This window comes from Neisseria subflava (genome assembly GCF_024205705.1).
Classification (GTDB): domain Bacteria; phylum Pseudomonadota; class Gammaproteobacteria; order Burkholderiales; family Neisseriaceae; genus Neisseria; species Neisseria subflava_D.
Window position 1 is genome coordinate 1,229,805 of record NZ_CP073115.1, and the last position, 25,040, is coordinate 1,254,844.

15 protein-coding genes and 3 pseudogenes are annotated in these 25,040 nt (G+C 47.1%); 14 read left to right on the forward strand and 4 right to left on the reverse strand.

Going from position 1 to position 25,040, the window contains the following annotated elements; all coding sequences use genetic code 11:
• Positions 1–141: 141 nt before the first annotated feature.
• The 7 genes and pseudogenes from KCG54_RS05975 (at position 142) to clpP (ending at position 7,894) form a co-directional block, all read left to right on the forward strand.
• A pseudogene (locus KCG54_RS05975) lies at positions 142–2,059 on the forward strand (ATP-binding cassette domain-containing protein).
• A gap of 47 nt (positions 2,060–2,106) precedes the next feature.
• Positions 2,107–2,460 carry a nucleolar protein gene (locus tag KCG54_RS05980; RefSeq protein ID WP_254324961.1) on the forward strand — a complete coding sequence of 118 codons (354 nt, stop codon included), beginning with the start codon at positions 2,107–2,109 and terminating at the stop codon, positions 2,458–2,460.
• 36 nt (positions 2,461–2,496) lie between these two features.
• Positions 2,497–3,048, forward strand: a complete 552-nt coding sequence (locus KCG54_RS05985) for a hypothetical protein (RefSeq protein ID WP_254324962.1) — start codon at positions 2,497–2,499, stop codon at positions 3,046–3,048.
• Positions 3,049–3,236: 188 nt separating this feature from the next.
• A pseudogene (locus KCG54_RS12060) lies at positions 3,237–3,939 on the forward strand (DNA translocase FtsK 4TM domain-containing protein); the annotation flags it as partial.
• Positions 3,940–4,040: 101 nt separating this feature from the next.
• Positions 4,041–5,681, forward strand: a pseudogene (locus tag KCG54_RS05990) (DNA translocase FtsK); the annotation flags it as partial.
• Between the two features lie 192 nt (positions 5,682–5,873).
• A complete protein-coding gene (gene tig, locus KCG54_RS05995) occupies positions 5,874–7,184 on the forward strand; it encodes a trigger factor (RefSeq protein WP_254324964.1) in 1,311 nt (436 codons plus the stop codon).
• Positions 7,185–7,273: 89 nt separating this feature from the next.
• On the forward strand, positions 7,274–7,894 hold the full coding sequence (gene clpP / locus KCG54_RS06000; RefSeq protein WP_003683589.1) for an ATP-dependent Clp endopeptidase proteolytic subunit ClpP: 621 nt from the start codon (positions 7,274–7,276) through the stop codon (positions 7,892–7,894).
• Between the two features lie 65 nt (positions 7,895–7,959).
• Here clpP and KCG54_RS06005 read toward each other — a convergent pair whose 3' ends face one another.
• Positions 7,960–9,948: a site-specific recombinase gene (locus KCG54_RS06005; RefSeq protein WP_254324965.1), complete on the reverse strand. Its 1,989-nt coding sequence runs from the start codon at positions 9,946–9,948 to the stop codon at positions 7,960–7,962.
• Between the two features lie 227 nt (positions 9,949–10,175).
• The gene (gene clpB / locus KCG54_RS06010) at positions 10,176–12,749 is read right to left on the reverse strand and encodes an ATP-dependent chaperone ClpB (protein WP_254323668.1); all 2,574 of its coding nucleotides are present in this window, start codon (positions 12,747–12,749) and stop codon (positions 10,176–10,178) included.
• Between the two features lie 258 nt (positions 12,750–13,007).
• Between clpB and trpS the strand changes: the two genes are divergently transcribed.
• The 3 genes from trpS to tpx all read left to right on the forward strand — a co-directional run bounded on the left by trpS (position 13,008) and on the right by tpx (position 15,177).
• Complete coding sequence (gene trpS, locus KCG54_RS06015) at positions 13,008–14,018, forward strand: tryptophan--tRNA ligase (RefSeq protein WP_070608318.1); 1,011 nt, start codon at positions 13,008–13,010, stop codon at positions 14,016–14,018.
• Positions 14,019–14,099: 81 nt separating this feature from the next.
• Positions 14,100–14,639, forward strand: a complete 540-nt coding sequence (locus KCG54_RS06020) for a hypothetical protein (protein WP_049349806.1) — start codon at positions 14,100–14,102, stop codon at positions 14,637–14,639.
• Between the two features lie 43 nt (positions 14,640–14,682).
• Complete coding sequence (tpx, locus tag KCG54_RS06025; protein WP_204788337.1) at positions 14,683–15,177, forward strand: thiol peroxidase; 495 nt, start codon at positions 14,683–14,685, stop codon at positions 15,175–15,177.
• A gap of 102 nt (positions 15,178–15,279) precedes the next feature.
• On the opposite strand, the gene ftsH is transcribed toward tpx, so the two are convergent.
• Positions 15,280–17,241 carry an ATP-dependent zinc metalloprotease FtsH gene (ftsH, locus tag KCG54_RS06030; RefSeq protein WP_254323669.1) on the reverse strand — a complete coding sequence of 654 codons (1,962 nt, stop codon included), beginning with the start codon at positions 17,239–17,241 and terminating at the stop codon, positions 15,280–15,282.
• Positions 17,242–17,311: 70 nt separating this feature from the next.
• Positions 17,312–17,932 (reverse strand): RlmE family RNA methyltransferase, encoded by a 621-nt coding sequence (locus tag KCG54_RS06035; protein WP_254323670.1) that lies wholly within the window; start codon positions 17,930–17,932, stop codon positions 17,312–17,314.
• 111 nt (positions 17,933–18,043) lie between these two features.
• On the opposite strand from KCG54_RS06035, the gene yhbY reads away from it, so the two are divergent.
• The 4 genes from yhbY to aceF all read left to right on the forward strand — a co-directional run bounded on the left by yhbY (position 18,044) and on the right by aceF (position 25,025).
• Positions 18,044–18,331 (forward strand): ribosome assembly RNA-binding protein YhbY, encoded by a 288-nt coding sequence (gene yhbY, locus KCG54_RS06040; protein ID WP_254323671.1) that lies wholly within the window; start codon positions 18,044–18,046, stop codon positions 18,329–18,331.
• Positions 18,332–18,555: 224 nt separating this feature from the next.
• On the forward strand, positions 18,556–19,983 hold the full coding sequence (locus tag KCG54_RS06045; RefSeq protein WP_254323672.1) for a tetratricopeptide repeat protein: 1,428 nt from the start codon (positions 18,556–18,558) through the stop codon (positions 19,981–19,983).
• 620 nt (positions 19,984–20,603) lie between these two features.
• Positions 20,604–23,267 (forward strand): pyruvate dehydrogenase (acetyl-transferring), homodimeric type, encoded by a 2,664-nt coding sequence (gene aceE, locus KCG54_RS06050; RefSeq protein WP_254323673.1) that lies wholly within the window; start codon positions 20,604–20,606, stop codon positions 23,265–23,267.
• A gap of 144 nt (positions 23,268–23,411) precedes the next feature.
• Entirely contained in the window at positions 23,412–25,025 is a 1,614-nt protein-coding gene (aceF, locus tag KCG54_RS06055) for a dihydrolipoyllysine-residue acetyltransferase (RefSeq protein WP_254323674.1), read from the forward strand.
• The last annotated feature ends 15 nt before the right edge of the window (positions 25,026–25,040 follow it).

The following is a 25,040-nucleotide window of genomic DNA, read 5'->3' on the forward strand; positions in this document are numbered from 1 at the left end:
TCCGACTGTCATTTCATAAAGGCCGTCTGAATAAGTGAAATAGAAATCGTTGATTTCGTTTTCATACTTGTTCAGACGGCCTTTTATATATCTTTTCAGGTAAAATAACGCCTTTCGTTTTACACCCCCTTGCCTGCCATCATGATAGAAATCAAAAAACTCACCCTGCAACGCGGTTTGAAAGTCCTGCTCGATAAAGCCGATGCCGTAATCAACCCCGGCCAACGCGTTGGTTTAATCGGTAAAACGGTACGGGAAAATCCAGCCTGTTTGCGCTGATAAAAGGTGAAATCACTCAAGATAGCGGCGAAATCCTGATTCCCAAAACATGGCGGCTGGCTTCCGTCTCTCAAGAAACACCTGATTTAGATATTTCCGCTTTAGACTACGTTTTGCAAGGCGATGCCAAATTGCAGGCTTTTCAGACGGCCTTGGCCCAAGCAGAAGCGCAAAACGACGGCATGAAGCAAGCCGAATATCACGCCAAACTTGAAGAAATCGATGCCTATACCGCTCCGGCACGCGCCGCCAAACTGCTTAACGGCTTGGGTTTCTCACAAGAAGAACATACCCGCCCCGTCAAATCCTTCTCCGGCGGCTGGCGTATGCGCCTCAACCTTGCCCAAGCGCTGATTTGTCGTGCCGATTTGCTGCTTTTGGACGAACCGACCAACCACTTGGATTTAGAAACCGTGTTGTGGCTGGAAAACCATCTCGCCTCCCTGCCCTGTACGCAAATCATCATCTCCCATGACCGCGACTTCTTGAATGCCACTACAACGCAGACCATCGAACTGTCGCAACAAAAACTGACCCAATACGGCGGCAATTACGATTTCTATCAAGCCGAACGCGCCCAACGTCTGGCGCAACAACAAGCCGCCTACGTCAAACAGCAGGCGCAAATCAAACATCTGCAATCCTTTATCGACCGTTTCAAAGCCAAAGCCACAAAAGCCGTACAAGCCCAAAGCCGCATGAAGGCATTAGCTAAGCTCGAGCGTATCGCTCCTGCGCATTTGGATAGTGAATTTTCCTTTGAGTTTGCCAATCCGACCCACCTGCCCAACCCATTATTGAAACTCGACCATGCCGACTTGGGTTATGGCGATAATACCGTTTTGCACGATATCACCCTGTCTCTGGAAAGCGGTGCACGTTACGGCCTGTTGGGTGTTAACGGCAGCGGTAAATCCACATTTATCAAAGCATTGGCAGGAAAAATCGATTTACTTTCCGGCAGCATCGTCCGCTCTGAAAAACTCAATATCGGCTATTTTGCCCAGCACCAACTGGATACTCTACGCGCCGACCAAAGTCCGGTTTGGCATATCCAGCAGCTTTCACCCGAAGTCCGCGAACAGGAAATCCGCAACTTTTTAGGCGGTTTCAACTTTGTCGGCGATATGGCGGTTCACAAGACCGAGCCGTTCTCCGGTGGGGAAAAAGCGCGGCTCGCCCTTGCCATGATTATCTGGCAAAAACCTAATCTGCTGCTGCTTGACGAACCGACCAACCACCTAGACTTGGATATGCGCCACGCCCTGACACTTGCCTTGCAAAGTTTCCAAGGCGCATTGATTGTCGTTTCACACGACCGCAGCCTGCTTGAAGCAACTACCGACAGCTTCCTATTGATTGACAAAGGCCGTCTGAACAACTTCGACGGCGATTTGAACGACTACCGTCAATGGCGATTGGCACAAGAAAACGCCGCAGCAGCCCCGCCGCTTCTGCACAAAGCCAAAGCCGTAAGGACACCAAGCGCATAGAAGCACAAATCCGTCAGGAAAAAGCCAAACGCAGCAAACCGATTCAGCAGAAAATCGACAAAGCTGAAAAAGAAATTGCACGATTGACTGATATTCAGACGGCCTGTGAAGCATTTTTGGCACAAGAATCTGCTTATTCAGAAGAAAATAAACCCAAATTGCAAGAGACACTCGCACAATTAACAGAAACTAAAGTAAAATTAACGCAACTGGAAGAAAACTGGCTGCAATGGCAGGAAGAGCTTGAGCAAATCCAAGTTGATGTCGAAGCCGAGTTTTCCCAATAAAAATAGAGCCATCAGGCCGTCTGAAATAAAACACAATACGGAAAAACATGACTTCAACCATCAAACAAGCCGGATACTTCCTCGTATCCTCTTTCGTCTTGGGTATTTCTCTTCACGCAGCCGCCGCAGTTTATTCCTGCGGCAACGGCAGCTATACCTCCGAACCCAAATCCTCCTGCGCACAGGCTCAATTGCCTAAAATCAGCGGTCATCAAGGCAGCGGTTACCACCTCAACATCCGAAGCCTCAATACCTCTGATGAACGCGCAAGTGCAAAGCCTAAGAAAAAGGCACGCGCGGAAAAATCCGATAAACAAGAGAAAAAAGCCGACAAACCGAGCAAAAACAAAAACAGTGCAAAAGCTCAAAAACAGCAGCCCATGCCGTCTGAACAAGAATAAAATGCTCAACTGCAACGAATCAGCCCTACCTGAATCATGAAAAAATATCTGCTTACCCTATCCCTGCTGCCGCTTGCTGTTTTCAACGGCCAAGCCCACGCCGCAAAAATCTACACCTGCGAAGTCAACGGCTCGATTGTCTATACCTCGCGCCCAAGCGGCAACTGCCAAGCCGTCAACGATTTGCCAATTGTCGGCAAATACAGCAGCAGCCGATACGATGCCCCGGTGAGTGATGCGCCTACACTCAACGCGCCGACATCACAAACGGCTCCGGCAAAAAGTAAAAATACAGCGGCAAAATCCAACCATAAGGCAACGCCCAAACCTGCTCCTGTCCGTACTGCTTCTGAAACAGCTCCTCCTCCGGTTCCCAAGTCCTCTGGCGTCAACAGCCGCCGCTCTATTTTGGAAACTGAGTTGTCCAATGAACGTGCGGCTTTAGCCGATGCTAAAAAGCAACTGAGCCAAGCGCGGACGGCCAAAGGCGGCAGCGTCAATCAACAGGCCATCAGTACGTTGCAAGGCGTGGTTTTGGATAGGGAGAAAAATATTCAAGCCCTCCAACGCGAACTGGGCAGAATGTAAGTCCAAATCAATCAAAACATCAGGCCGTCTGAACAGGTGGAAACGAAATCCAAAATTTTCGTCACGCCAAACAGACGGCCTGAATCCTATAATGATTACGCCCGTTTCAATTTCTTGTGCCTAGTAAATACGGTATAATTTGCCCTTTACGCACATTACCTCCGGTCTTTTCAGACGGCCTTTATCTCATGACTGCAAAATCTTCTAAAACCCAAACAAAAAAACGCGTCTCTACCAAACCGGCAGCCAAACCGACAACACGCAAATCCACTAAAGCACAAACTCAAGCCGACAATAAAGTCTCCCAACGCCTCAAGGCGGCCAAAGAGCTGCAAAGAAACGAAGAAAAAAAAGCGCGTCCCGAACATGTCGTTAACTTGATTAATGATGCTTTATGGCTGTTTGGCTTGGTTATCACCATTTATCTGGCCATTTCCCTGGCCAGCTTCAGCATGGACGACCCTGCATGGTCGCGCAGCATTCCCAAAAGCAATGATGTTGCCAACCTCGGCGGCCTCTTTGGCTCCTATCTTTCCGATGTCGGATATTATCTGTTCGGCCTGTCGTTTTGGTGGTGGATAGCTGCATCTTGCGTTTTTCTCTACAAAAATTTCCGCCCCATGAAAAAGCAGGAAAACCATAAGCCTTACAATCACGGCGTAGCCGCTTTGGCATTATTTCTCCTGCTGGTGTGCAGCCCGATTATTGAGCACTTCCTGTTTGACAATGCATTGAGCGAATCCCTTCCCGTTGGTGCCGGCGGCTTGGTCGGCTTGTTGGCCGGTTCAGGCTTGGCTTGGCTGTTGGGTAAGTCGGGCAGCCTGTTGATTATGCTGGTGATGTTGCTGTTGTCCATTTCCCTGTTGGCTCAGGTGTCATGGTTGGAAGTCATGGCCAAATCCGGCAGCCATATGGTCGGCCTGTTTGGCAGCCTGATGAAAAAACTGTCTCAGTTCCGAAATAAAAAAGAAGATGTCTGCTCCGAAGCTTTGGAAACCCAAAATACGCGCCGCATGGTTAAAGAAGCCAAAACCATTACCGCCACTCCGGTTGCTCCGTTGGCAGGCAGCAGCAGCAACCGTAAAACTGTTGCCGTATCCGTTGCACCACCTCCTAAAATCCAAACTTCCCTGTTTGACGATACTGAACCTAAAAACAACGGCGAATACCACAAACCCAATATGAACCTGTTGCGTATGCCGTCTGAAGAACCGGTTGCCGTCAATCCGGATGAATTGCAACAAACCGCAGAATTAATCGAAGCCAAGCTGGCTGAATTTGGCATCGGCGTACAGGTTGTTTCCGCTACTTCAGGCCCTGTGATTACCCGCTACGAAATCGAACCGGCACAAGGTGTCAAAGGCAGCCAAATTGTCGCCCTGTCCAAAGATTTGGCGCGCTCGATGTCTCTGCAAGCGGTACGCATCGTAGAAACCATTGCCGGTAAAAACACCATGGGCATTGAATTGCCCAATGAGAAGCGCCAAGACGTCATGTTGAGCGAAATCCTCTCTTCATCCGTGTTTACCGACGCCAAGTCCAAACTGACCGTTGCCTTGGGTAAAGATATTGCGGGTACGCCTGTTGTCGGCGACTTGGCAAAAATGCCGCATCTTTTGGTCGCAGGCATGACAGGCTCGGGTAAATCCGTCGGCGTGAACGGCATGATTATGTCCATGCTCTTCAAAGCCACGCCCGACGAAGTCCGCTTCATTATGATTGACCCGAAAATGCTGGAATTGAGCATTTATGACGGCATTCCGCACCTGCTCTGTCCGGTTGTGACCGATATGCGCGAAGCCGGACAAGCGTTGAACTGGTGTGTTGCCGAAATGGAAAAACGCTATCGCCTACTTTCCCATGCCGGCGTGCGTAATTTGGACGGTTTCAACCAAAAAGTCGAACAAGCCAAAGCAGCAGGCAAACCATTACTCAATCCGTTCAGCTTAAATCCTGACGATCCTGAGCCTCTGGAAAAACTGCCATTGATTGTGGTTGTTATCGACGAGTTGGCAGACTTGATGATGACCGAACGCAAATCCGTTGAGCAGCAAATCGCACGCCTTGCCCAAAAAGCACGTGCTGCAGGTATTCACATGATTGTCGCCACCCAGCGTCCGAGTGTCGATGTGGTTACCGGCCTGATTAAAGCCAACATTCCAACACGAATGGCCTTTACCGTACAAAGCAAAATCGACAGCCGCACCATTCTTGACCAAATGGGTGCAGACGAATTGCTCAAATACGGCGACTCATTATTTCTGCAACCGGGCAGCGCGGAACCGACACGCCTGCAAGGTGCCTTTGTTTCCGATGATGAAGTGCATCAGGTCGTCAATTTCGTCAAAGAACAGGCTCCGACCAATTATGTGGAAGGTCTGCTCAGTGGCGAAGCAGCCATCGAAACCACCAATATTGTCAATCCGAACGCAAACAGCGATGAGTTATTTGATCAAGCCGTCGCCTTCGTATTGGAAAGCCGGAAAACTTCCATTTCCGCACTCCAACGCCAATTACGCATCGGCTACAACCGCGCCGCCAATTTAGTAGATGCGCTTGAAAATGCCGGTGTTCTTTCTCCGGCAGACATCAACGGCAGCCGACGGATTCTGGCGCAAAAAGACCAGCTGTAAAAAACAACAATATCGAAACACAAAGGCCGTCTGAAAAGAATTTCCTACTTTTCAGACGGCCTTTTTATGTTATTCGTGAAACATTGTGTTATACTAAGCAGCTAAATTTTGACCTTATGCACGCTTCCGAAATTCTTCGGAATACTGAGCAGAAGGATGACCGTTTAAACACAACAAATTTAAGGGCTTACGATGAGCGTAACTGTTGAAACTTTAGAAAATCTGGAACGCAAAGTAGTATTGTCTCTGCCTTGGTCCAAAATCAACGCAGAAACTGAGAAAAAACTGAAACAAACCCAACGCCGTGCAAAAGTTGACGGCTTCCGTCCGGGTAAAGCACCGTTCAAAATGATTGCCCAAATGTACGGCGCAAGCGCACAAAACGACGTTATCAACGAATTGGTACAACGCGAATTCTACGAAGTTGCCGTTGCTCAAGAATTGAAAGTTGCCGGTTACCCACGCTTTGAAGGCGTTGAAGAACAAGACGATCAAGAATCTTTCAAAGTTGCCGCTATTTTTGAAGTTTTCCCTGAAGTAACTATTGGCGACCTGTCTGCCCAAGAAGTAGAAAAAGTTACTGCGACTGTTGGCGATGCCGAAGTTGACCAAACTGTAGAAATCCTGCGCAAACAACGCACCCGCTTCAACCATGTTGACCGCGAAGCCCAAAACGGCGACCGCGTCATCATCGACTTCGAAGGCAAAATCGACGGTGAACCTTTCGCCGGCGGCGCGTCTAAAAACTACGCTTTCGTATTGGGTGCAGGTCAAATGTTGCCTGAATTCGAAGCCGGTGTTGTCGGTATGAAAGCCGGTGAAAGCAAAGACGTTACCGTAAACTTCCCTGAAGACTACCACGGTAAAGATGTTGCCGGTAAATCTGCCGTATTCACCATCACTCTGAACAACGTTTCTGAAGCCACCTTGCCTGAAGTTAATGCAGACTTTGCCAAAGCTCTGGGTATTGAAGACGGCGATGTTGCCAAAATGCGCGAAGAAGTGAAGAAAAACGTTGGCCGCGAAGTTGAGCGCCGCATCGGTGAACAAACCAAAGAATCTGTAATGAACGCCCTGCTCAAAGCAGCAGATTTGCAAGTTCCTGTTGCTTTGGTCAACGAAGAAGCCGCTCGCTTGGCAAACGAAATGAAACAAAACTTCGTTAACCAAGGCATGGCTGACGCTGCCAACTTGGATCTGCCTTTGGATATGTTCAAAGAACAAGCAGAGCGCCGCGTTTCTTTGGGTCTGATTTTGGCTAAATTGGTTGAAGAAAACAAACTTGAGCCAACTGAAGACCAAATCAAAGCCGTTGTTGCCAACTTCGCTGAAAGCTACGAAGATCCTCAAGAAGTTATCGACTGGTACTACGCAGAGCCTTCCCGCCTGCAAGGTCCGACTTCTTTGGCAGTAGAAAGCAACGTTGTTGATTTCGTTCTGAGCAAAGCTAAAGTAACTGAAAAAGCGCTGTCTTTTGACGAAGTAATGGGCGCACAAGCTTAATTGCTCCAAGGCCGTCTGAAACAGACAATCAAAAGCACCGAAGCGCTTTAAATGCTTTGGTGCTTTTCCATCATTAACAGGAGACAAAAATGTCCTTCGATTTCAATAATTACCTTGTCCCTACCGTTATCGAACAAAGCGGTCGCGGCGAGCGCGCATTCGACATCTACTCACGCCTTTTGAAAGAGCGCATCGTTTTCTTGATCGGCCCGGTGACAGACGAATCTGCCAATCTGGTTGTTGCGCAATTACTGTTCTTGGAAAGTGAAAACCCTGATAAAGATATCTTCTTCTATATCAACTCTCCGGGCGGTTCGGTTACTGCCGGTATGTCGATTTACGACACTATGAACTTCATCAAGCCTCATGTTTCTACCTTATGCTTGGGTCAAGCGGCAAGTATGGGCGCATTCCTGTTGTCCGCAGGCGAAAAAGGCAAACGCTTTGCCCTGCCAAACAGCCGCATCATGATTCACCAACCGCTCATCAGCGGCGGCTTGGCTGGTCAGGCTTCCGATATTGAAATTCACGCTAAAGAGCTGCTGAAAATCAAAGAGAAACTGAACCGCTTACTCGCCAAACATTGTGATCGCGATTTGGCCGACTTGGAACGCGATACCGACCGCGACAATTATATGTCTGCCGATGAAGCTAAAGAATATGGTTTGATTGACCAAGTTTTGGAAAACCGCGCCTCTCTGCAAGCCTAATCTTTATAGTTTTTAAATCAAAAGGCCGTCTGAAAAATATATATTCAGACGGCCTTTCTTCAATCTTACTTCGTGTTGTCTTTGTTATTCACTTGAACCGGATACAGCAAAATCAAAGGATTGGCTTTCACTTGACTCCAGAAACTCTTCAGCAGATTACGCATACTGCCCAAACGCGTGCCTCGAGAGCGGAGCGCAACGGCCAAAGCTAAAGAAAAGCTGACCACCAGATTCACCATGCCGATTGCCAATACACTTGCCAAGCCAAGCATAAAAGTGAATATATCTGCATGACCGCTAATCGCGGCATAACCCAAATTTGCCGAAGAAAACGCCACATGGCGAATATCCAGCGGCAAGCCGAAAAGATGGCCAAAATAGCCGGTCATACCTAAAAGCATACCGAAAATAAAATTGCCCATAAGCGAGCCGTAATGCTTATGAATATAAGCGGCCAGAAGGCGGCGTGGCTGCGGGCGCATGATTTTTCGTAACAACGGATTAAACGGCAGACGCTGACGCAGGTTCAGATAATCGGAACGGTTGTCAAAGAAGCCGGCAATAATCCCCGAGCAAAACAGCCATACACCGGCAATAGCGGCATACCATAAGGTCGGTTGGGTAAAAATCTCAATGGATTTGAACTGATAGGCCGTAACTGCCTCATTTAGCAAGGGCTGACCATGCGTATGGGCATAGCCAAAAGCAATCCCTGCCGCCAACAATACGGCAATCGATACATTGCCAAACACAGCAATACTTTGCGAACGGCACACATCAATCAGCAGTTTAGCCAATTTATTATCCACCGCTTTACTGCCTTCATTTGAGTCCACCTGTTCGGCAAAGCTCGCCGCCGTCATAGCAGGCTGTTTGGTTGCAACAGTGCAATGCAGCATATGAATCAGCATAAAGCCCAAACCATAATTGAGCCCGGCCAAGAATGAAGTAGTAAATTCGCCGAACCCCAAAGACGCAATATGGATTTTATTCAATGCCATCAAAGCAATAATTACGCCACCGCCTGCAGCAGAATAAAACATTTTGAAATATTCGCTACAGTTGCGCGTAATGTAATGCTCGCCATGATGACTTTTGTTTTCCGTAATACTGCGTGCCAGCATTCGGATACTGCTTTTACGCAAGTGGCTGGTGCTGTATTGCTCCACCGCCGCATAAATCATCGCATTCATCAGATTGATGGTTAAGCGGGTACGGCTGCCAGTTTCAATTTGAATATTGGTCAACAGTTTCAGACGGCCTATGGTTTGTTGCAGGCGTTCGAGCAAGTGGGCAACTTTTACTGACGAACCAGACCCGGCTCCGGTACCACGACGGCGCAAATAGTCAATTTGCTTTTCACACTGGTCAAACATGACCTCCAAATGTGCCGTGTCATAAGTTTCTTCGCTATGGCGATAGTGTTCCACCATCTTCGCAATTTCGCGCTGTAAAGCGACAAATGCAGAATCCGCTTCCAACAAACGGGGGGCAATCCGTATTAAATCCGGCTCAATCGCTTCGGAAGCAATCCAAATAGACAGCATTTCCACTGCGCGCAAACGAGCATCTGCCAACTGTCTGCTGGCCGTCTGAAGCAAAGCAGGATCGGCTTTACCCTGCAACAATTCATACATGCTCAACCATTGGCGCAAACTTAAAGTTTGCAACCATTTATCATCGTTTTTCGAATGAAAAAGATATAAAAATACTTCGCGCAGATTGGAAAAGTCTTTATAAGACGGGCTGAAACGTTCGTAAATCCGTATACCCATCTCCCGAGTAAAACTATGACGCGAGAAAATACCCAGCTTAATCAGCGCAGGATAGATGTGAACTTTGGACAGCCAGGCATAGAAGCGCAGGCTGAATTGACGACATAGAGCATCGTCTTGTTTTAAAGTAGATAAAATCAAATCGAAACGTTCGGAAGCCTGTTTTTTGCCTCCTCGGCGCAGAAATTTGATTAATGCATTGAGAATAAGAACAAAGTCGGTATCATTTAAGCGTTCCGACAAAATAATGTGAAGATTTTGATTAGTCAGTTTTTGCATTGTAGTATTATTACATTAAATCAGATATTTAGCAAGAACCTTGGTAAACAAGTCAAATTATATCGCATTCTTTATCAAACTAAGGAATAAGATTTTGATCAATTTCCCTAAAATTCAAAGAATAATCAAATCACATAACAATTATATGATATGAATCAATAATCAAGAAAGGCCGTCTGAATTCTTTCAGACGGCCTTTTACAACAACATACTACATTGTTTAAATCCTATGCAAACAAGAGCTTACCACCCTCTTCTTTAACATGGATTGTGCTATCAGGTGCATATTTTCCTTTAAGCAATGCTTTTGCCAGCGCATTTTCGATTTCTGACTGGATGGCGCGTTTGAGCGGACGGGCACCATACACAGGATCAAAACCGGCTTCGGCAATCAGATCCAAGGCAGCATCATCGACTTTCAGATGCAGATGTTGTGCTTCCAAACGTTTTTCCAAACCTTTAAGCTGGATTTTCGCAATGCTGCGAATATTGGCCTGATCCAAACCATGGAACACGACTACTTCATCAATACGGTTGATCATTTCAGGACGGAAATGTTCTTTCACATCCTCCATCACAACTTCTTTCACCGCTTCGTAGTCCTGAGTACCCATTTGTTGGATATGTTGGCTACCGATATTGGAAGTCATCACGATAACAGTATTTTTGAAGTCAACAGTTCGACCTTGTCCATCGGTCAAGCGGCCGTCATCCAATACTTGCAGCAAGATATTGAACACGTCTGGATGGGCTTTTTCCACTTCATCCAAAAGAATCACGCTGTATGGTTTGCGGCGGACTTGCTCAGTCAGGTAGCCGCCTTCTTCGTAGCCGACATAGCCGGGAGGCGCACCGATTAAGCGGGCAACAGCATGTTTTTCCATGTATTCGGACATATCGATACGAATCAGATGATCTTCGCTGTCAAACAAGAAGCCTGCTAATGCTTTACACAATTCGGTCTTACCCACACCGGTCGGGCCTAAGAACAAGAAGCTACCATAAGGTTTATTTGGATCGGCCAAACCGGAACGGCTACGGCGGATAGCGTCAGACACGGCGCGCACGGCTTCGTCTTGACCAACCACGCGGCGGTGCAATACTTCTTCCATTTTCAACAGCTTGTCGCGTTCGCCTTCCATCATTTTTGACACGGGGATACCGGTCATGCGGGAAACGATTTCGGCTACTTCATCCGCGCCGACTTCAGTACGGAAAAGTTTGTTTTGTTTTTTGCCGTCGGAGTTGCTTTCCGCTGCCTGCAACTGTGCACCCAATTTCGGTAACTCGCCGTATTCGAGTTCGGACGCGCGGGCAAAGTCGCCTTGGCGTTTGGCCTGCTCGATTTTAACTTTGATGTCGTCCATCTGTTTCTTGATGTCGGCAGTGCTGGATGATGCCGCTTTTTCGGCTTTCCAGATTTCATCCAAATCGGCGTATTCTTTTTGCAGCCCGTCGATTTCTTCGTCTATCAATTCCAGACGTTTTTTGCTGGCATCATCAGTTTCTTTGGCAACGTGCATTTTTTCCATTTTGAGCTGGATAATGCGACGGTCAAGTTTATCCATTTGCTCAGGTTTGCTGTCCAGCTCCATTTTGATGCGGCTGGCCGCTTCGTCGATCAAATCAATCGCTTTATCAGGCAGGAAGCGGTCGGTAATATAACGGTCGCTCAACTCTGCTGCAGCAACGATAGCAGGGTCGGTAATATCGATACCGTGGTGGATTTCATAACGCTCTTGCAAACCGCGCAAAATAGCGATAGTATCTTCCACGCTTGGCTCGCCAACCAATACTTTTTGGAAACGGCGTTCGAGTGCCGCATCTTTTTCGATGTACTGACGGTATTCGTCCAAAGTAGTCGCACCGATACAGTGCAATTCGCCGCGCGCCAAAGCCGGTTTCAACATATTGCCCGCATCCATTGCGCCGTCGGTTTTGCCTGCGCCAACCAAAGTATGGATTTCGTCAATGAAAATCAGAGTGTTGCCGTCATCTTTAGCCAAGTCGTTCAACACGCCTTTCAAGCGTTCTTCAAATTCGCCGCGATATTTCGCACCGGCAATCAAAGCTGCCAAGTCCAGAACCAAAAGGCGTTTGTTACGCAGGGATTCAGGCACTTCGCCGTTAACAATACGTTGCGCCAAACCTTCAACAATAGCGGTTTTACCCACACCCGGCTCACCAATCAGCACAGGGTTGTTTTTGGTACGGCGTTGCAATACCTGAATTGCACGACGGATTTCATCATCACGACCGATAACAGGGTCGAGCTTACCGTCTCGGGCGCGTTGAGTCAGGTCAAGTGTGTATTTTTTCAAAGCATCGCGTTGGTCTTCGGCATTCGCATCGTTCACGTTTTGTCCTCCTCGTACCGCATCGATCGCGGCATTAATATTTTGTTCGTTCGCACCGGCTTCTTTCAAAATTTTGCCGGTCGCATCATTCTGCTGAACCAAAGCCAGCAGGAAAAGTTCGCTGGCGATATAGGCATCGCCACGTTTGGTCGCAGCCTTGTCCATCAAGTTCAATACAGCTTGCAGCTCACGGCTAGGCATAATATCGCCACCTTGACCGGATACTTTTGGCAAGCTGCTCAAATGTTGCTGCAAACGTTGTTTTACTTGAGGCACATTCACACCTGCATGAGCCAGTAACGCAGCAGCACCACTGTTTTGATCGTCAAGCAACGCTTTTAAGATAAAGCCGGCCTCAAGGTAGCTGCTGTCCGCAGCCAAAGCCAAACTTTGACCTTCTTGCAGAGCTTGCTGAAATTTAGCAGTCAATTTATCAAATCTCATTTTACTTTCCTCTACAAATATATTTCTGTTAAAGCCTATATAGGCGCAAATGTGGATAACTCAAGAGTTATTTTTTTATTAAATAGTAAATTTAATTTATATTATTGTTTTATAATGATTATTTTTATAGTTTTATGTGTATAACTTTTCTTTTCCATTTACCCTATACGTAAAAGGCCGTCTGAAAAATCAAGAAGAATCAGGTATAATCGGCACCATATTTATTTTCAGACGGCCTTTGTACCGAAGGATACTTTCATGAGCAAAAAACGAGTTTTAACAGGCGTTACCACAACAGGTATTCCACACTTGGGCAACTACGTCGGTGCCATCCGCCCGGCCATCCGCGCGGCGCAAGATTCCAATACCGAATCATTCCTCTTTTTGGCCGACTATCACGGCATCATCAAATGTCATGAGCCGGAAATGATTCATCAATCTACTCAAGCTGTTGCCGCCACATGGCTCGCCTGTGGACTTAATCCGGAACAGACCACTTTCTACCGTCAAAGCGATATTCCCGAGGTGATGGAGTTGAACTGGATTCTGACCTGTATCACCGCAAAAGGCCTGATGAACCGCGCTCACGCTTATAAAGCCGCAGTACAGGCAAATACCGAAAACGGTCAGGAAGATCTGGATCATGGCGTGGAAATGGGCCTGTACAGCTACCCTATCCTCATGACTGCCGACATTCTTATGTTCAATGCCCATGAAGTACCAGTCGGTCGCGACCAAATCCAACACGTTGAAATGGCACGCGATATTGCCGGCCGCTTCAACCACCGCTTCCAAGAGCTCTTCATCCTGCCAGAAGTGAAAATCGACGAAAACGTCGAACTCTTGGTCGGCTTGGACGGACGCAAAATGTCCAAGTCCTACGGCAACACCATTCCGCTTTGGGAAAACGACAAGAAAACCCAAAAATCGGTTAACAAAATCATCACCAACATGAAAGAGCCCGGTGAACCAAAACAGCCTGATGAAAGTCCTCTGTTTGAAATCTACAAAGCCTTCTCCACGCCTTCTGAAACTGCCGAGTTCACACAAATGCTGGCCGAAGGCCTTGCTTGGGGCGAAGCCAAGAAACTCTTGGGCGCAAAAATCAATGCCGAGCTCGCTGAACCGCGCGAGCGTTACAATGAGTTGACAGCCAAACCCTCTCAAATTGAAGATATTTTGCAGGCCGGCGCACAAAAAGCGCGTAAAGAAGCACGCGAATTGTTGGATAAAGTCCGCGATGCAGTAGGTATTCGTCCGTTGAAATAATAGCAAGGCCGTCTGAAAATTTCAGACGGCCATAATATCGTTTATTATTTGAAATATAATCATTTTTCTAGGGTTTCTCATATGAAAAAAACCTTTCCTCTTATCTTGCTCAGCCTTTCATTGGCTGCCTGCGGCGGCAAGTCTGAAGATACTGCCGCCAATGATGCTGCTTCAGGCAAAGCGCCTAAACCTACCTTCAAAGTCAAATACATCGATGAACAAGCCATAGCCGGTTTGGATTTAGGTACAGCTCAAGAAGGCGAAACTAAAGAAGGTAAAAAACAACGCACCTATCCGATTAACGGCATAGAGGGCGGCGTCATCAATCTGATTGGCAAGCACCCTAACGACTTAGAAGTCATCAGCGGCCAATGCATGGAAAAAAATGAAAAAGGTGTTTCAGCCGGCTGGTCAGCCAACGGCATCTGCCACACTGCCTTTGCAAAAATGGTGGACAATATTGCCCAAGACGGCAGCAAGCTGACCGACTATCTGATTTCTCACGCTGCTTTACAGCCTTATACCGAAGGCAAAAGCGGCTATGCCGCCGTACAAAACGGCCGCTATATTTTAGAAATTGACAGCGAAGGCATGTTCTATTTCCGGCGCCGTCATTACTAAAATCCTGCCCATCCTATTTTCCCCCTGACACAAGGACTGAATCATGGCCCAAGTTACTTTCCAAGGCTCACCTATTTCTACAAACGGCAATTTGCCTGCTATCGGCCAAGTTGCACCTGATTTCACATTGGTAGCGGCAGATCTATCTGAGAAATCATTGGCTGATTTTGCAGGCAAACGCAAAGTGCTGAATATTTTTCCTAGTATTGACACCGGCGTATGCGCCCAGTCCGTCCGTACTTTCAACAAACGTGCCTCGTCTTTGAACAATACCGTCGTCTTGTGCATTTCTGCTGATTTACCGTTTGCACAAGCCCGCTTCTGCGGTGCAGAAGGTTTGGAAAACGTAGTGACACTTTCTACATTCCGCAGCAGCTTTTCTAACGATTACGGTGTTACACTGACAGAAAGCCCATTACGCGGCCTGACTGCCCGCGCAGTGGTGGTTTTGAACGAGCAAAACCAAGTTCTACACGCTGAGTTGGTTTCTGAAATTGCAAATGAACCTGACTACGAAGCAGCTTTGGCTGTTTTATAATTAACCAAATAAAATCAGGCCGTCTGAAACTTTTCAGACGGCCTTTAACTTATCCTGAAATAAAAACGGTAGCTTAAAAGCTACCGTTTTCTGTTTCAAGCCTCATACAGATTTATCTGTTTTGTCTGCTTCTACTGACTCAGTATTCTGAACCTCATTTTGCTCAACAGGTTTGGCAGCTTCAGCAACAGGCGCTTCAGGCTCTTCTACTTTGTCATCACGGACATTGTGGCTGTAATCTTTAGGCGGGCTAGGTTGTTTACCGGCCATAATTTCCAAAACTTGATCTCGATCGATGGTTTCCCAATCCATCAGCGCTTTGCACATGGTTTCCATTTTATCGCGATTTTCATCCAAGATTTTGTAAGCCACTTGATATTGCTCATCCAAAATACGGCGGATTTCCGCATCGATATCTTGTTGGGTTTTCTCGGAAATATTTTGAGAACGGGTCACGCTGCGACCCAAGAATACTTCACCTTCGTTCTCAGCATAAACCATCACACCCATTTTGTCGCTCATACCATAACGCGTTACCATCTCGCGTGCCATTTGAGTTGCACGCTCAAAGTCGTTAGATGCGCCGGTAGAAATACGGCCGACAAAAATATCTTCAGCAATTCGTCCGCCGAACAAAATTGAGATCTGGCTCAACATTTGGTCTTTGTACATGCTGATGCGGTCACGCTCAGGCAGTTGCCAAGTCAAACCTAAGGCACGGCCGCGCGGCATAATGGTTACCTTGTGAACCGGATCGGTAAACGGCAGGCTTTCCGCTACGATTGCATGGCCTGCCTCATGATAGGCTGTCGCACGTTTTTCATCTTCATGCATCACCATGCTGCGGCGTTCAGGACCCATATAGATTTTGTCTTTCGCATCTTCAAAGTCGCTTTGATCGACTTTAACTTTATTGCGACGACCGGCAAACAAAGCAGCTTCATTGACCAAGTTTGCCAAATCCGCACCTGAAAAACCAGGTGTACCACGAGCTAAAGAAGTCAAATCTACAGATGCATCCAAAGGCACTTTTTTAGCGTGGACTTTCAAGATTTGCTCACGGCCACGAATATCAGGCAATGGAACTACAACTTGACGGTCAAAACGACCCGGACGCTGCAACGCAGGGTCAAGTACATCAGGACGGTTGGTTGCTGCAATCACAATAACGGTTTGATTACTTTCAAAACCATCCATTTCAACCAACAATTGGTTTAATGTTTGCTCACGCTCATCATTGCCACCGCCCAAACCGGCACCGCGCTGACGGCCGACCGCATCAATTTCATCAATAAAGATGATGCATGGTGCGTTTTTCTTGGCCTGCTCGAACATATCGCGGACACGGCTCGCACCGACACCGACAAACATTTCCACAAAGTCAGAACCTGAAATACTGAAGAATGGCACACCGGCTTCACCGGCAATCGCTTTGGCCAGCAAAGTTTTACCCGTACCGGGGCTGCCTGCCAACAAAATACCGCGCGGCACACGACCGCCTAAGCTTTGATAACGATTGGGTGCTTTCAAATAATCTACGATTTCTTGTACTTCTTCTTTTGCCTCATCACAACCTGCAACATCGGCAAAAGTCACTTTATTGGAATCTTTATCCAACAAACGCGCACGGCTTTTACCAAAAGAGAAGGCACCGCCTTTACCGCCACCGCCGCTTTGCATACGCATGAAGTAGAACCATGCACCAATCAACAACAAAACAGGCAGCAGGCTGTAAAACAGACTGGCCAACATGCTTGGTTTTTCTTCCGGAGTTACTTTGACGCGTACTTTGTTGTCCAACAGTGTTTTAACCAAGTTGTCATCCAAAGGCGCATTGGTATAGAAGGCAGTTTTATCGGTGCGCTCACCTTTAATCAGATAGCCGCTGACAACAGATCCTTCGATATTTACATTGGATACTTCGCCACTATTAACTTGCTGAATAAATTGAGAATATTCGATTTGCTGTTTATCTTCCTGCTTATCGCTGAGTGCATTGAATGCTGCTAAAAGCATAGCCCCACCCACTACCCAGACTAATATGTTTTTAATGGTATTCCCCACTGAACAGGCTCCATGGTTACAAAATAAATAAAATCAAGGGAAAGAATTTTAAAGCACCCACCCTACATTGTCAGCGTTTATTTTTGCCTAATAGGTAAATCTCACTGGAACGATTGCGGGAAGCATCCGGCTTTCGAGTTTGCACACTGGCAAAAATTTCGCGCATTGCCGCCGTATATTCCTGATAGCCCGCGCCTTGAAACACCTTCACCAAAAAACTGCCTCCGGGTTTCAAATGCTGCGAGGCAAAATCCAAAGCCAGTTCACACAGGTAAAAACTGCGTGCCTGGTCTGTTACGGCATTGCCTGACATATTGGGTGCCATATCACAGATTACAAGGTCTAATGGGCGATTATCCAATAAGGCTTCAAACTGCTCCAAAACAGCATCTTCCCTAAAGTCGCCCTGAATAAACGACACACCTTCAATAGCTTCCATCGGCAAAATATCCAAAGCAAACACTGCTCCTGTTTTACCGACCAGCTTGGCCGCTACCTGTGACCAACTTCCCGGCGCGCTGCCCAAATCTGCCAAAACCGTACCTGGTTTGATTAATTTATCTTTTTGATTAATTTCCAATAATTTATAAGCCGCTCTGGCACGATATCCGTCCTTTTGTGCCATATGGACATAATGATCGTTGACGTGCTCATGCAGCCATGCTTTTGAAGATTTTGAGCGTACAGCCATCTTGATTTGAAATGCTTAAGTTAAAATCAGCATTGTACGTTATTTCCCCCGTAAATGTTCTAAATCGCGTACAATATAGCCATTATTCTTTTTAATTGGATACTTATTAATATGAACGACAACAAATTAAGCACCAAAGAAATTTTAGCCTTGAAAGCCCAAGCACATCACCTCCATCCTGTCGTAATGGTTGGCCAACAAGGCTTGACCGACTCGGTCATCAAAGAAACCGATGCCGCATTGACAGCGCACGAATTGATTAAAGTCCGTGTTTTTGGCGATGATCGTGCTGAACGTATTGAAATTTGTGATGCCCTGTGTGAAACACTGGGTGCGCAACTGGTGCAACATATTGGTAAATTACTTGTTTTGTGGCGTAAAAAACCGGACAACGAATAATTTAAACTGAATAAACAGCAGAAGTATTTTTTTAACCCACTTTATCATATCCTTCTGTTGTATTTATGCAGCATAAAACAAATTATTCCATTATTCTAAGTATAAAAGTACAAATACGGTTGCCTGTTTTTGTAAATAACCTCAAAATTACAAAATCATAACGGCCGCACCCTGTCGGCCGATTATTTTATTCTTAATCCTTCACAAAATATAAAAGCAAACCGATGAATGCTCAACAATATGAAGAATCTTTTCTGCTTGCAGAAAAATTAATCACTCAAGACCCACCTGACTTTGCACGAGCTATCCCTTTGCTCTGCGAAGCAGCAGAAGCCGGGCATGTTGAGGCCGCATTTCAGCTGGCAGGATGCCTGATCGAACACCACGAAAATGCGCAAGATTTAGCAATTGCTGTCTCATATCTCAAACAAGCTGCCCAAGCCGGTCACCCATATGCCCGTTACAACCTTCTGCAAATAGAAGAAAGCAGAGGGATTGCAATAGAAGACTTAGTTGGTGCCTATCAAGAGCTTGCCGAAGAAGGATTGGCTCCTGCCCAGCTGCGCCTGATGCGTTTATATGCAGATAACGGCAATGACCAAGAAGCAGTCAAATGGGCATTGAAAGCTGCCGAACAGCAAAATCCTCAGGCACAATACTTCTTAGCCCAACATTACCAATATTCCAGCTCTCCTGATTTAGAATATTCCCATAAACTTTATCAGCAATCCGCTGCACAGGGATTTATTGCTGCACACTGGCAACTCGGCCTTCAATACAAATTGGGGCAAGGTGTTGCACAAAACCCTGAAAAAGCAATCGAACATTTGCGTATTGCCGCCGATTACGACATTGTTCCGGCGCAAACTTCTCTTGCAGAACTCCTGGCCGCATCAAATCCTGCTGAAGCATTGGAATGGTTTGAAAAAGCTGCCGAACAAGGTGACAGCAATGCGCATGTAGCACTTGCCGAAATCTATCTATTGGGTAAAAACACCGAGCGGGACCCTCAAAAGGCCTATCAGCACGCTAAATTTGCAGCGGATCAAAATGATCCGGAAGGTTTGCGTCTTTTAGGTGATATCCATCGTTATGGATTGGGACGAGCAGTTGATGCAGACACCGCGCGTCAATATTATCAACGCTCGGCTGATTTAGGTAATCTTGTCGCCTACCAAAAACTTCTGTCTGACAGCGCATTGAATAACCAGCAAAACTATGAACTGACGAAAGAAATCGCCCTCCAACGTCAAGAGGCTGAACGTCTATACAAGCTGGCATTTGCAGCGCACTATGGCTTAAAACGCCAACAAAATTACGCTGAAGCACTGGATCTATACCATCAGTCCGCAGAACGTGGGCACAGCAAATCCCAAACCAATCTTGGCATGATGTATTACAGCGGACAAGGTGTACCTGTCGACTACGCCCAAGCTGCAAAATGGTTTGAAGCAGCAGCCAAGCAAAGAGACACAATGGCTCAATATAATCTTGCCTGTCTGTATTATCACGGTATGGGCGTAGAAAAAGACATCAATAATGCATGTTTTTGGCTGCAAGAAGCTATCCAACATGGACATGAACAGCAAGACGTTCTCAAAGAGCTTTTGGCTCAATGGAAGCAGTTCGCTCAAAAAGCTTCTGCCGCTTAAAGGCCGTCTGAAATTCTAACTTCCTACATAAATGACATGTCAGAGCTAAACTAAACAGCCTGTACATGTCATTTTTTTTATTTACCCTTCCCCAATAATCGTCATCTTCAAATCCCATTCCCTCTTAATCTCTTTAAAGTTTTCAGACGACCTATCCTCTTTGCAAAGAATCAGATAATCTAAATTTTCCCTTTCAAACCCTAAATCCAATATAAACTTTCAATTCACAACAAAATTTGAAAAATATTTTTCGTATTCGAATCCATTTACTCAAATATCTGATACTTTTTACTGTACCCACTCAATATCCCGATTTAAAAACAAGCTCCATAACTCTTTTAAAAAATCTTATTTCAACCTTTACATCCTATCAATATCTACAGCATGATTTGCCAGTTTGCCCAATTACTGATAGCATTTGCAGGTTAGCCGGTTCGTAAAAAGTTCAATTCTTTCTGATTTTCCATCAATGGCTATAACGTATTGAAAATATTTCAGTAATTAAAACTTTTTTCGAATTTGACTCTAGGAATTTTCGTTTTTAACTCACATATGTTCGCAAACGAAAATATCGGAGTAATACTCCGTCATTGAAAACACTCAACACAAGGATAGATATTATGTCCACCCAATTACACGATGTTGACCCAATTGAAACCAAAGAATGGTTAGACGCGTTAAGCTCTGTTTTAGAATATGAAGGCAGCGAGCGCGCCCAGTATCTGCTGGAAAGTTTGGTCAAATACAGCCGTGACAAAGGCATCCGTATGCCTCACGGTACCACTACTCCATACTTGAACACCGTTTCCGTTGAAGACGAAAAAGGCATCCCTGGCGACCAAAACATCGAACACCGCATCCGTGCATTCGTTCGTTGGAACGCTGCCGCTATCGTTTTGCGCGCGGGTAAAAAAGATTTGGAATTGGGTGGACACATTGCATCTTTCCAATCAGCCGCCACTATGTATGAAGTCGGCTTCAACCACTTCTGGAAAGCTAAAGGCGAAGGCGAAGAAGGCGATTTGGTATTCTTCCAAGGCCACGTTGCCCCTGGTATCTATGCACGCGCTTTCGTTGAAGGCCGTCTGACTGAAGACCAATTGAACAACTTCCGTCAAGAAGTTGACGGTAAAGGTCTGCCTTCTTACCCTCACCCTCACCTGTTGCCTGACTTCTGGCAATTCCCAACCGTATCTATGGGTCTTGGCCCATTGATGGCGATTTACCAAGCCCGTTTCCTAAAATACTTGGAATCTCGCGGCCTGGCTAAAACCAAAGGCCGTAAAGTATGGGTATTCTGTGGCGACGGCGAAATGGACGAACCTGAAAGCCAAGGTGCTATTGCTCTGGCTTCACGCGAAGGCTTGGACAACTTAGTATTCGTCATCAACTGTAACCTGCAACGTTTGGACGGCCCAGTACGCGGTAACGGCAAAATCATTCAAGAGCTGGAAGGCAACTTTGCCGGCGCAGGCTGGAATGTTGTGAAAGTCATCTGGGGTCGTCGTTGGGACCGCCTCTTGGCAAAAGACAAAGATGGCATCCTGCGTAAACGTATGGAAGAGTGCTTGGACGGTGACTACCAAACTTACAAATCCAAAGACGGTGCATACGTTCGCGAACACTTCTTCAATACGCCTGAACTGAAAGCATTGGTCGCCGATATGACTGATGAGCAAATTTGGGCATTGAACCGCGGCGGCCATGATCCTCAAAAAGTGTACAACGCTTACGACCGCGCAGTGAACCACGCTGACGGCAAACCTACTGTCATTTTGGCTAAAACCATTAAAGGTTACGGCATGGGCGCATCCGGCGAAGGTCAAAACGTTGCACACCAAGCCAAAAAAATGGACAAAGCGTCTCTGAAACAATTCCGTGACCGCTTTGACATTCCTGTAACTGACGAGCAAATCGACAGTGGCGACCTGCCTTACCTGACTTTTGCTCCTGACAGCGAAGAGTACAAATACCTGCACGCACGTCGCGAATCTTTGGGTGGCTACCTGCCTCAACGCAAACCTACCCAAGAAGTTCTGGAAGTGCCTGAGTTGTCAGCATTTGATGCCCAACTGAAATCCAGCGGTGACCGTGAATTCTCAACCACCATGGCTTTCGTCCGCATCCTGTCTACTTTGCTGAAAGACAAAAAAATCGGCAAACGCGTGGTGCCTATTGTTCCAGATGAAAGCCGTACGTTCGGTATGGAAGGTATGTTCCGTCAATACGGTATTTGGAACCCTAAAGGCCAACAATACACTCCTCAAGATAAAGACCAACTGATGTTCTATAAAGAATCTGTTGACGGTCAAATCTTGCAAGAAGGTATTAACGAACCAGGTGCTATGGCTGACTGGATTGCTGCTGCGACCAGCTACGCAAACAACGACTTTGCCATGATTCCTTTCTACATCTACTACTCTATGTTCGGTTTCCAACGAGTTGGCGACTTGGCATGGGCAGCAGGCGATATGCATGCACGAGGTTTCCTGCTGGGTGGTACAGCCGGCCGTACAACACTGAATGGCGAAGGTTTGCAACACGAAGACGGCCACAGCCACATTCAAGCAGACTTGATTCCAAACTGTGTAACTTACGATCCGACATTCCAATATGAAGTAGCCGTTATCGTACACGATGGCTTGCGCCGCATGTATGTTAACCACGAAGACGTGTTCTACTACATCACCCTGATGAATGAAAACTACACTCATCCGGACATGCCTGAAGGCGTAGAACAAGACATCCTGAAAGGTATGTACTTGCTGAAAGCCGGCGGCAAAGGCGATAAAAAAGTCCAATTGATGGGTTCCGGTACCATCCTGCAAGAAGTAATTGCCGGTGCCGAATTGTTGAAAGCCGACTTTGGCGTAGAAGCAGACATCTGGTCTTGCCCATCATTCAACCAGCTGCACCGCGATGCCATCGAAGTGGAACGCTTCAATCGTCTGAACCCATTGGAAACTGCAAAAGTACCGTTTGTTACTTCTCAACTGCAAGGTCATGACGGTCCGGTTATTGCCGCTACCGACTACATCCGCAGCTATGCCGACCGTATCCGCGCCTACATCCCTAACGACTACCACGTCTTGGGTACTGACGGCTTCGGTCGCTCCGACAGCCGCGCCAACCTGCGCAGCTTCTTCGAAGTTGACCGCTACAACGTTGCCGTTGCTGCATTGAGCGCATTGGCCGAGCAAGGCAAAGTCAGCAAAGAAACCGTTCAACAAGCCATTGAAAAATATGGTATCAAAGCCGATTCAGCTCCTAGCTGGAAACGCTAATTGATGTTTCAGACGGCCTGTTTGCTTCATTCAGACATCAGGCCGTCTGAAAACCGAATACTTGAATGGTTTGAACAAACTGTACCGATGTCGTAAGAAACAGTTTTCAGACGACATCAAACTGAAAATGTTAAAGGAACTCAAATGAGTATCGTAGAAATCAAAGTCCCTGATATCGGCGGTCATGAAAACGTCGACATCATCGCCGTAGAAGTCAAAGCGGGCGACACCATCGCCGTTGACGACACCCTGATTACGTTGGAAACCGATAAAGCCACTATGGATGTACCTGCTGATGCAGCCGGCGTCGTGAAAGAAGTTAAAGTTAAAGTGGGCGATAAAATCTCTGAAGGCGGCGTGATTCTGACCGTTGAAACCGGTGCTGCCGCTGCTGATGCCGCTCCGGCTCCTGCAGCAGAAGCTCCTGCTGCTCCAGCTGCTGCGCCTGCAGCCGCTCCTGCCGGTGGCGCTACCGTACAAGTTGTTGTACCTGATATCGGCGGCCACTCTGACGTAGACATTATTGCCGTTGAAGTTAAAGTCGGCGACACTGTTGCCGTTGACGACACCCTGATTACTTTGGAAACCGACAAAGCCACCATGGACGTACCATGTACCGAAGCCGGTGTAGTTAAAGCCGTATTCCTGAAAGTTGGCGACAAAGTATCCGAAGGCTCTGCCATTATCGAAGTAGAAACTGCCGGCTCTGCCGCAGCAGCCCCTGCTCCTGCCGCTCAAGCTGCCACACCTGCACCAGCTGCCGCTCCGGCTCCTGCTGCACCAGCCGCTGCACCTGCACCTGCTACTCCTGCGCCTGTTGCTGCCAAAATCGACGAAGTGGCATTTGCAAAAGCGCATGCAGGTCCTTCTGCCCGTAAACTGGCTCGCGAATTGGGCGTAGATTTGGGCCAAGTCAAAGGTACCGGTCTGAAAGGCCGTATCATGGGCGAAGACGTTAAAGCCTTCGTTAAATCCGTTATGCAAAGCGGTGCAGGCAAACCTGCCGCTGCCTCTTTGGGCGGTGGTCTGGACTTGTTGCCATGGCCTAAAGTTGACTTCTCTAAATTCGGCAGCGTCGAAGTTAAAGAACTGTCTCGTATTAAGAAAATCTCCGGTCAAAACCTGTCTCGCAACTGGGTTGTGATTCCTCACGTTACCGTACACGAAGAAGCGGACATGACCGAATTGGAAGAATTCCGCAAACAGCTGAACAAAGAATGGGAACGCGAAGGCGTGAAACTGTCTCCATTGGCGTTCATCATCAAAGCCTCTGTTGCTGCGCTGAAAGCCTTCCCTGAATTCAACGCCTCTCTGGATGGCGACAACTTGGTGCTGAAAAACTACTTCAACATCGGTTTCGCAGCCGACACGCCAAACGGCTTGGTTGTTCCAGTCATCAAAGACGTGGATCAAAAAGGCTTGAAACAAATCAGCCAAGAGCTGACCGAATTGTCTAAAAAAGCTCGCGAAGGCAAGCTCAAGCCACAAGAAATGCAAGGCGCATGCTTTACCATTTCCAGCTTGGGCGGTATCGGCGGTACAGGCTTCACGCCAATCGTGAATGCTCCTGAAGTTGCTATCTTGGGCGTGTGCAAATCCCAAATCAAACCGGTTTGGAACGGCAAAGAATTCGCTCCTCGCCTGATGTGCCCATTGAGCCTGTCCTTCGACCACCGCGTCATCGACGGTGCCGCCGGTATGCGCTTTACCGTATTCCTGGCTAACCTGTTGAAAGACTTCCGCCGCATTACCCTGTAATCCGAGCATTTTCAG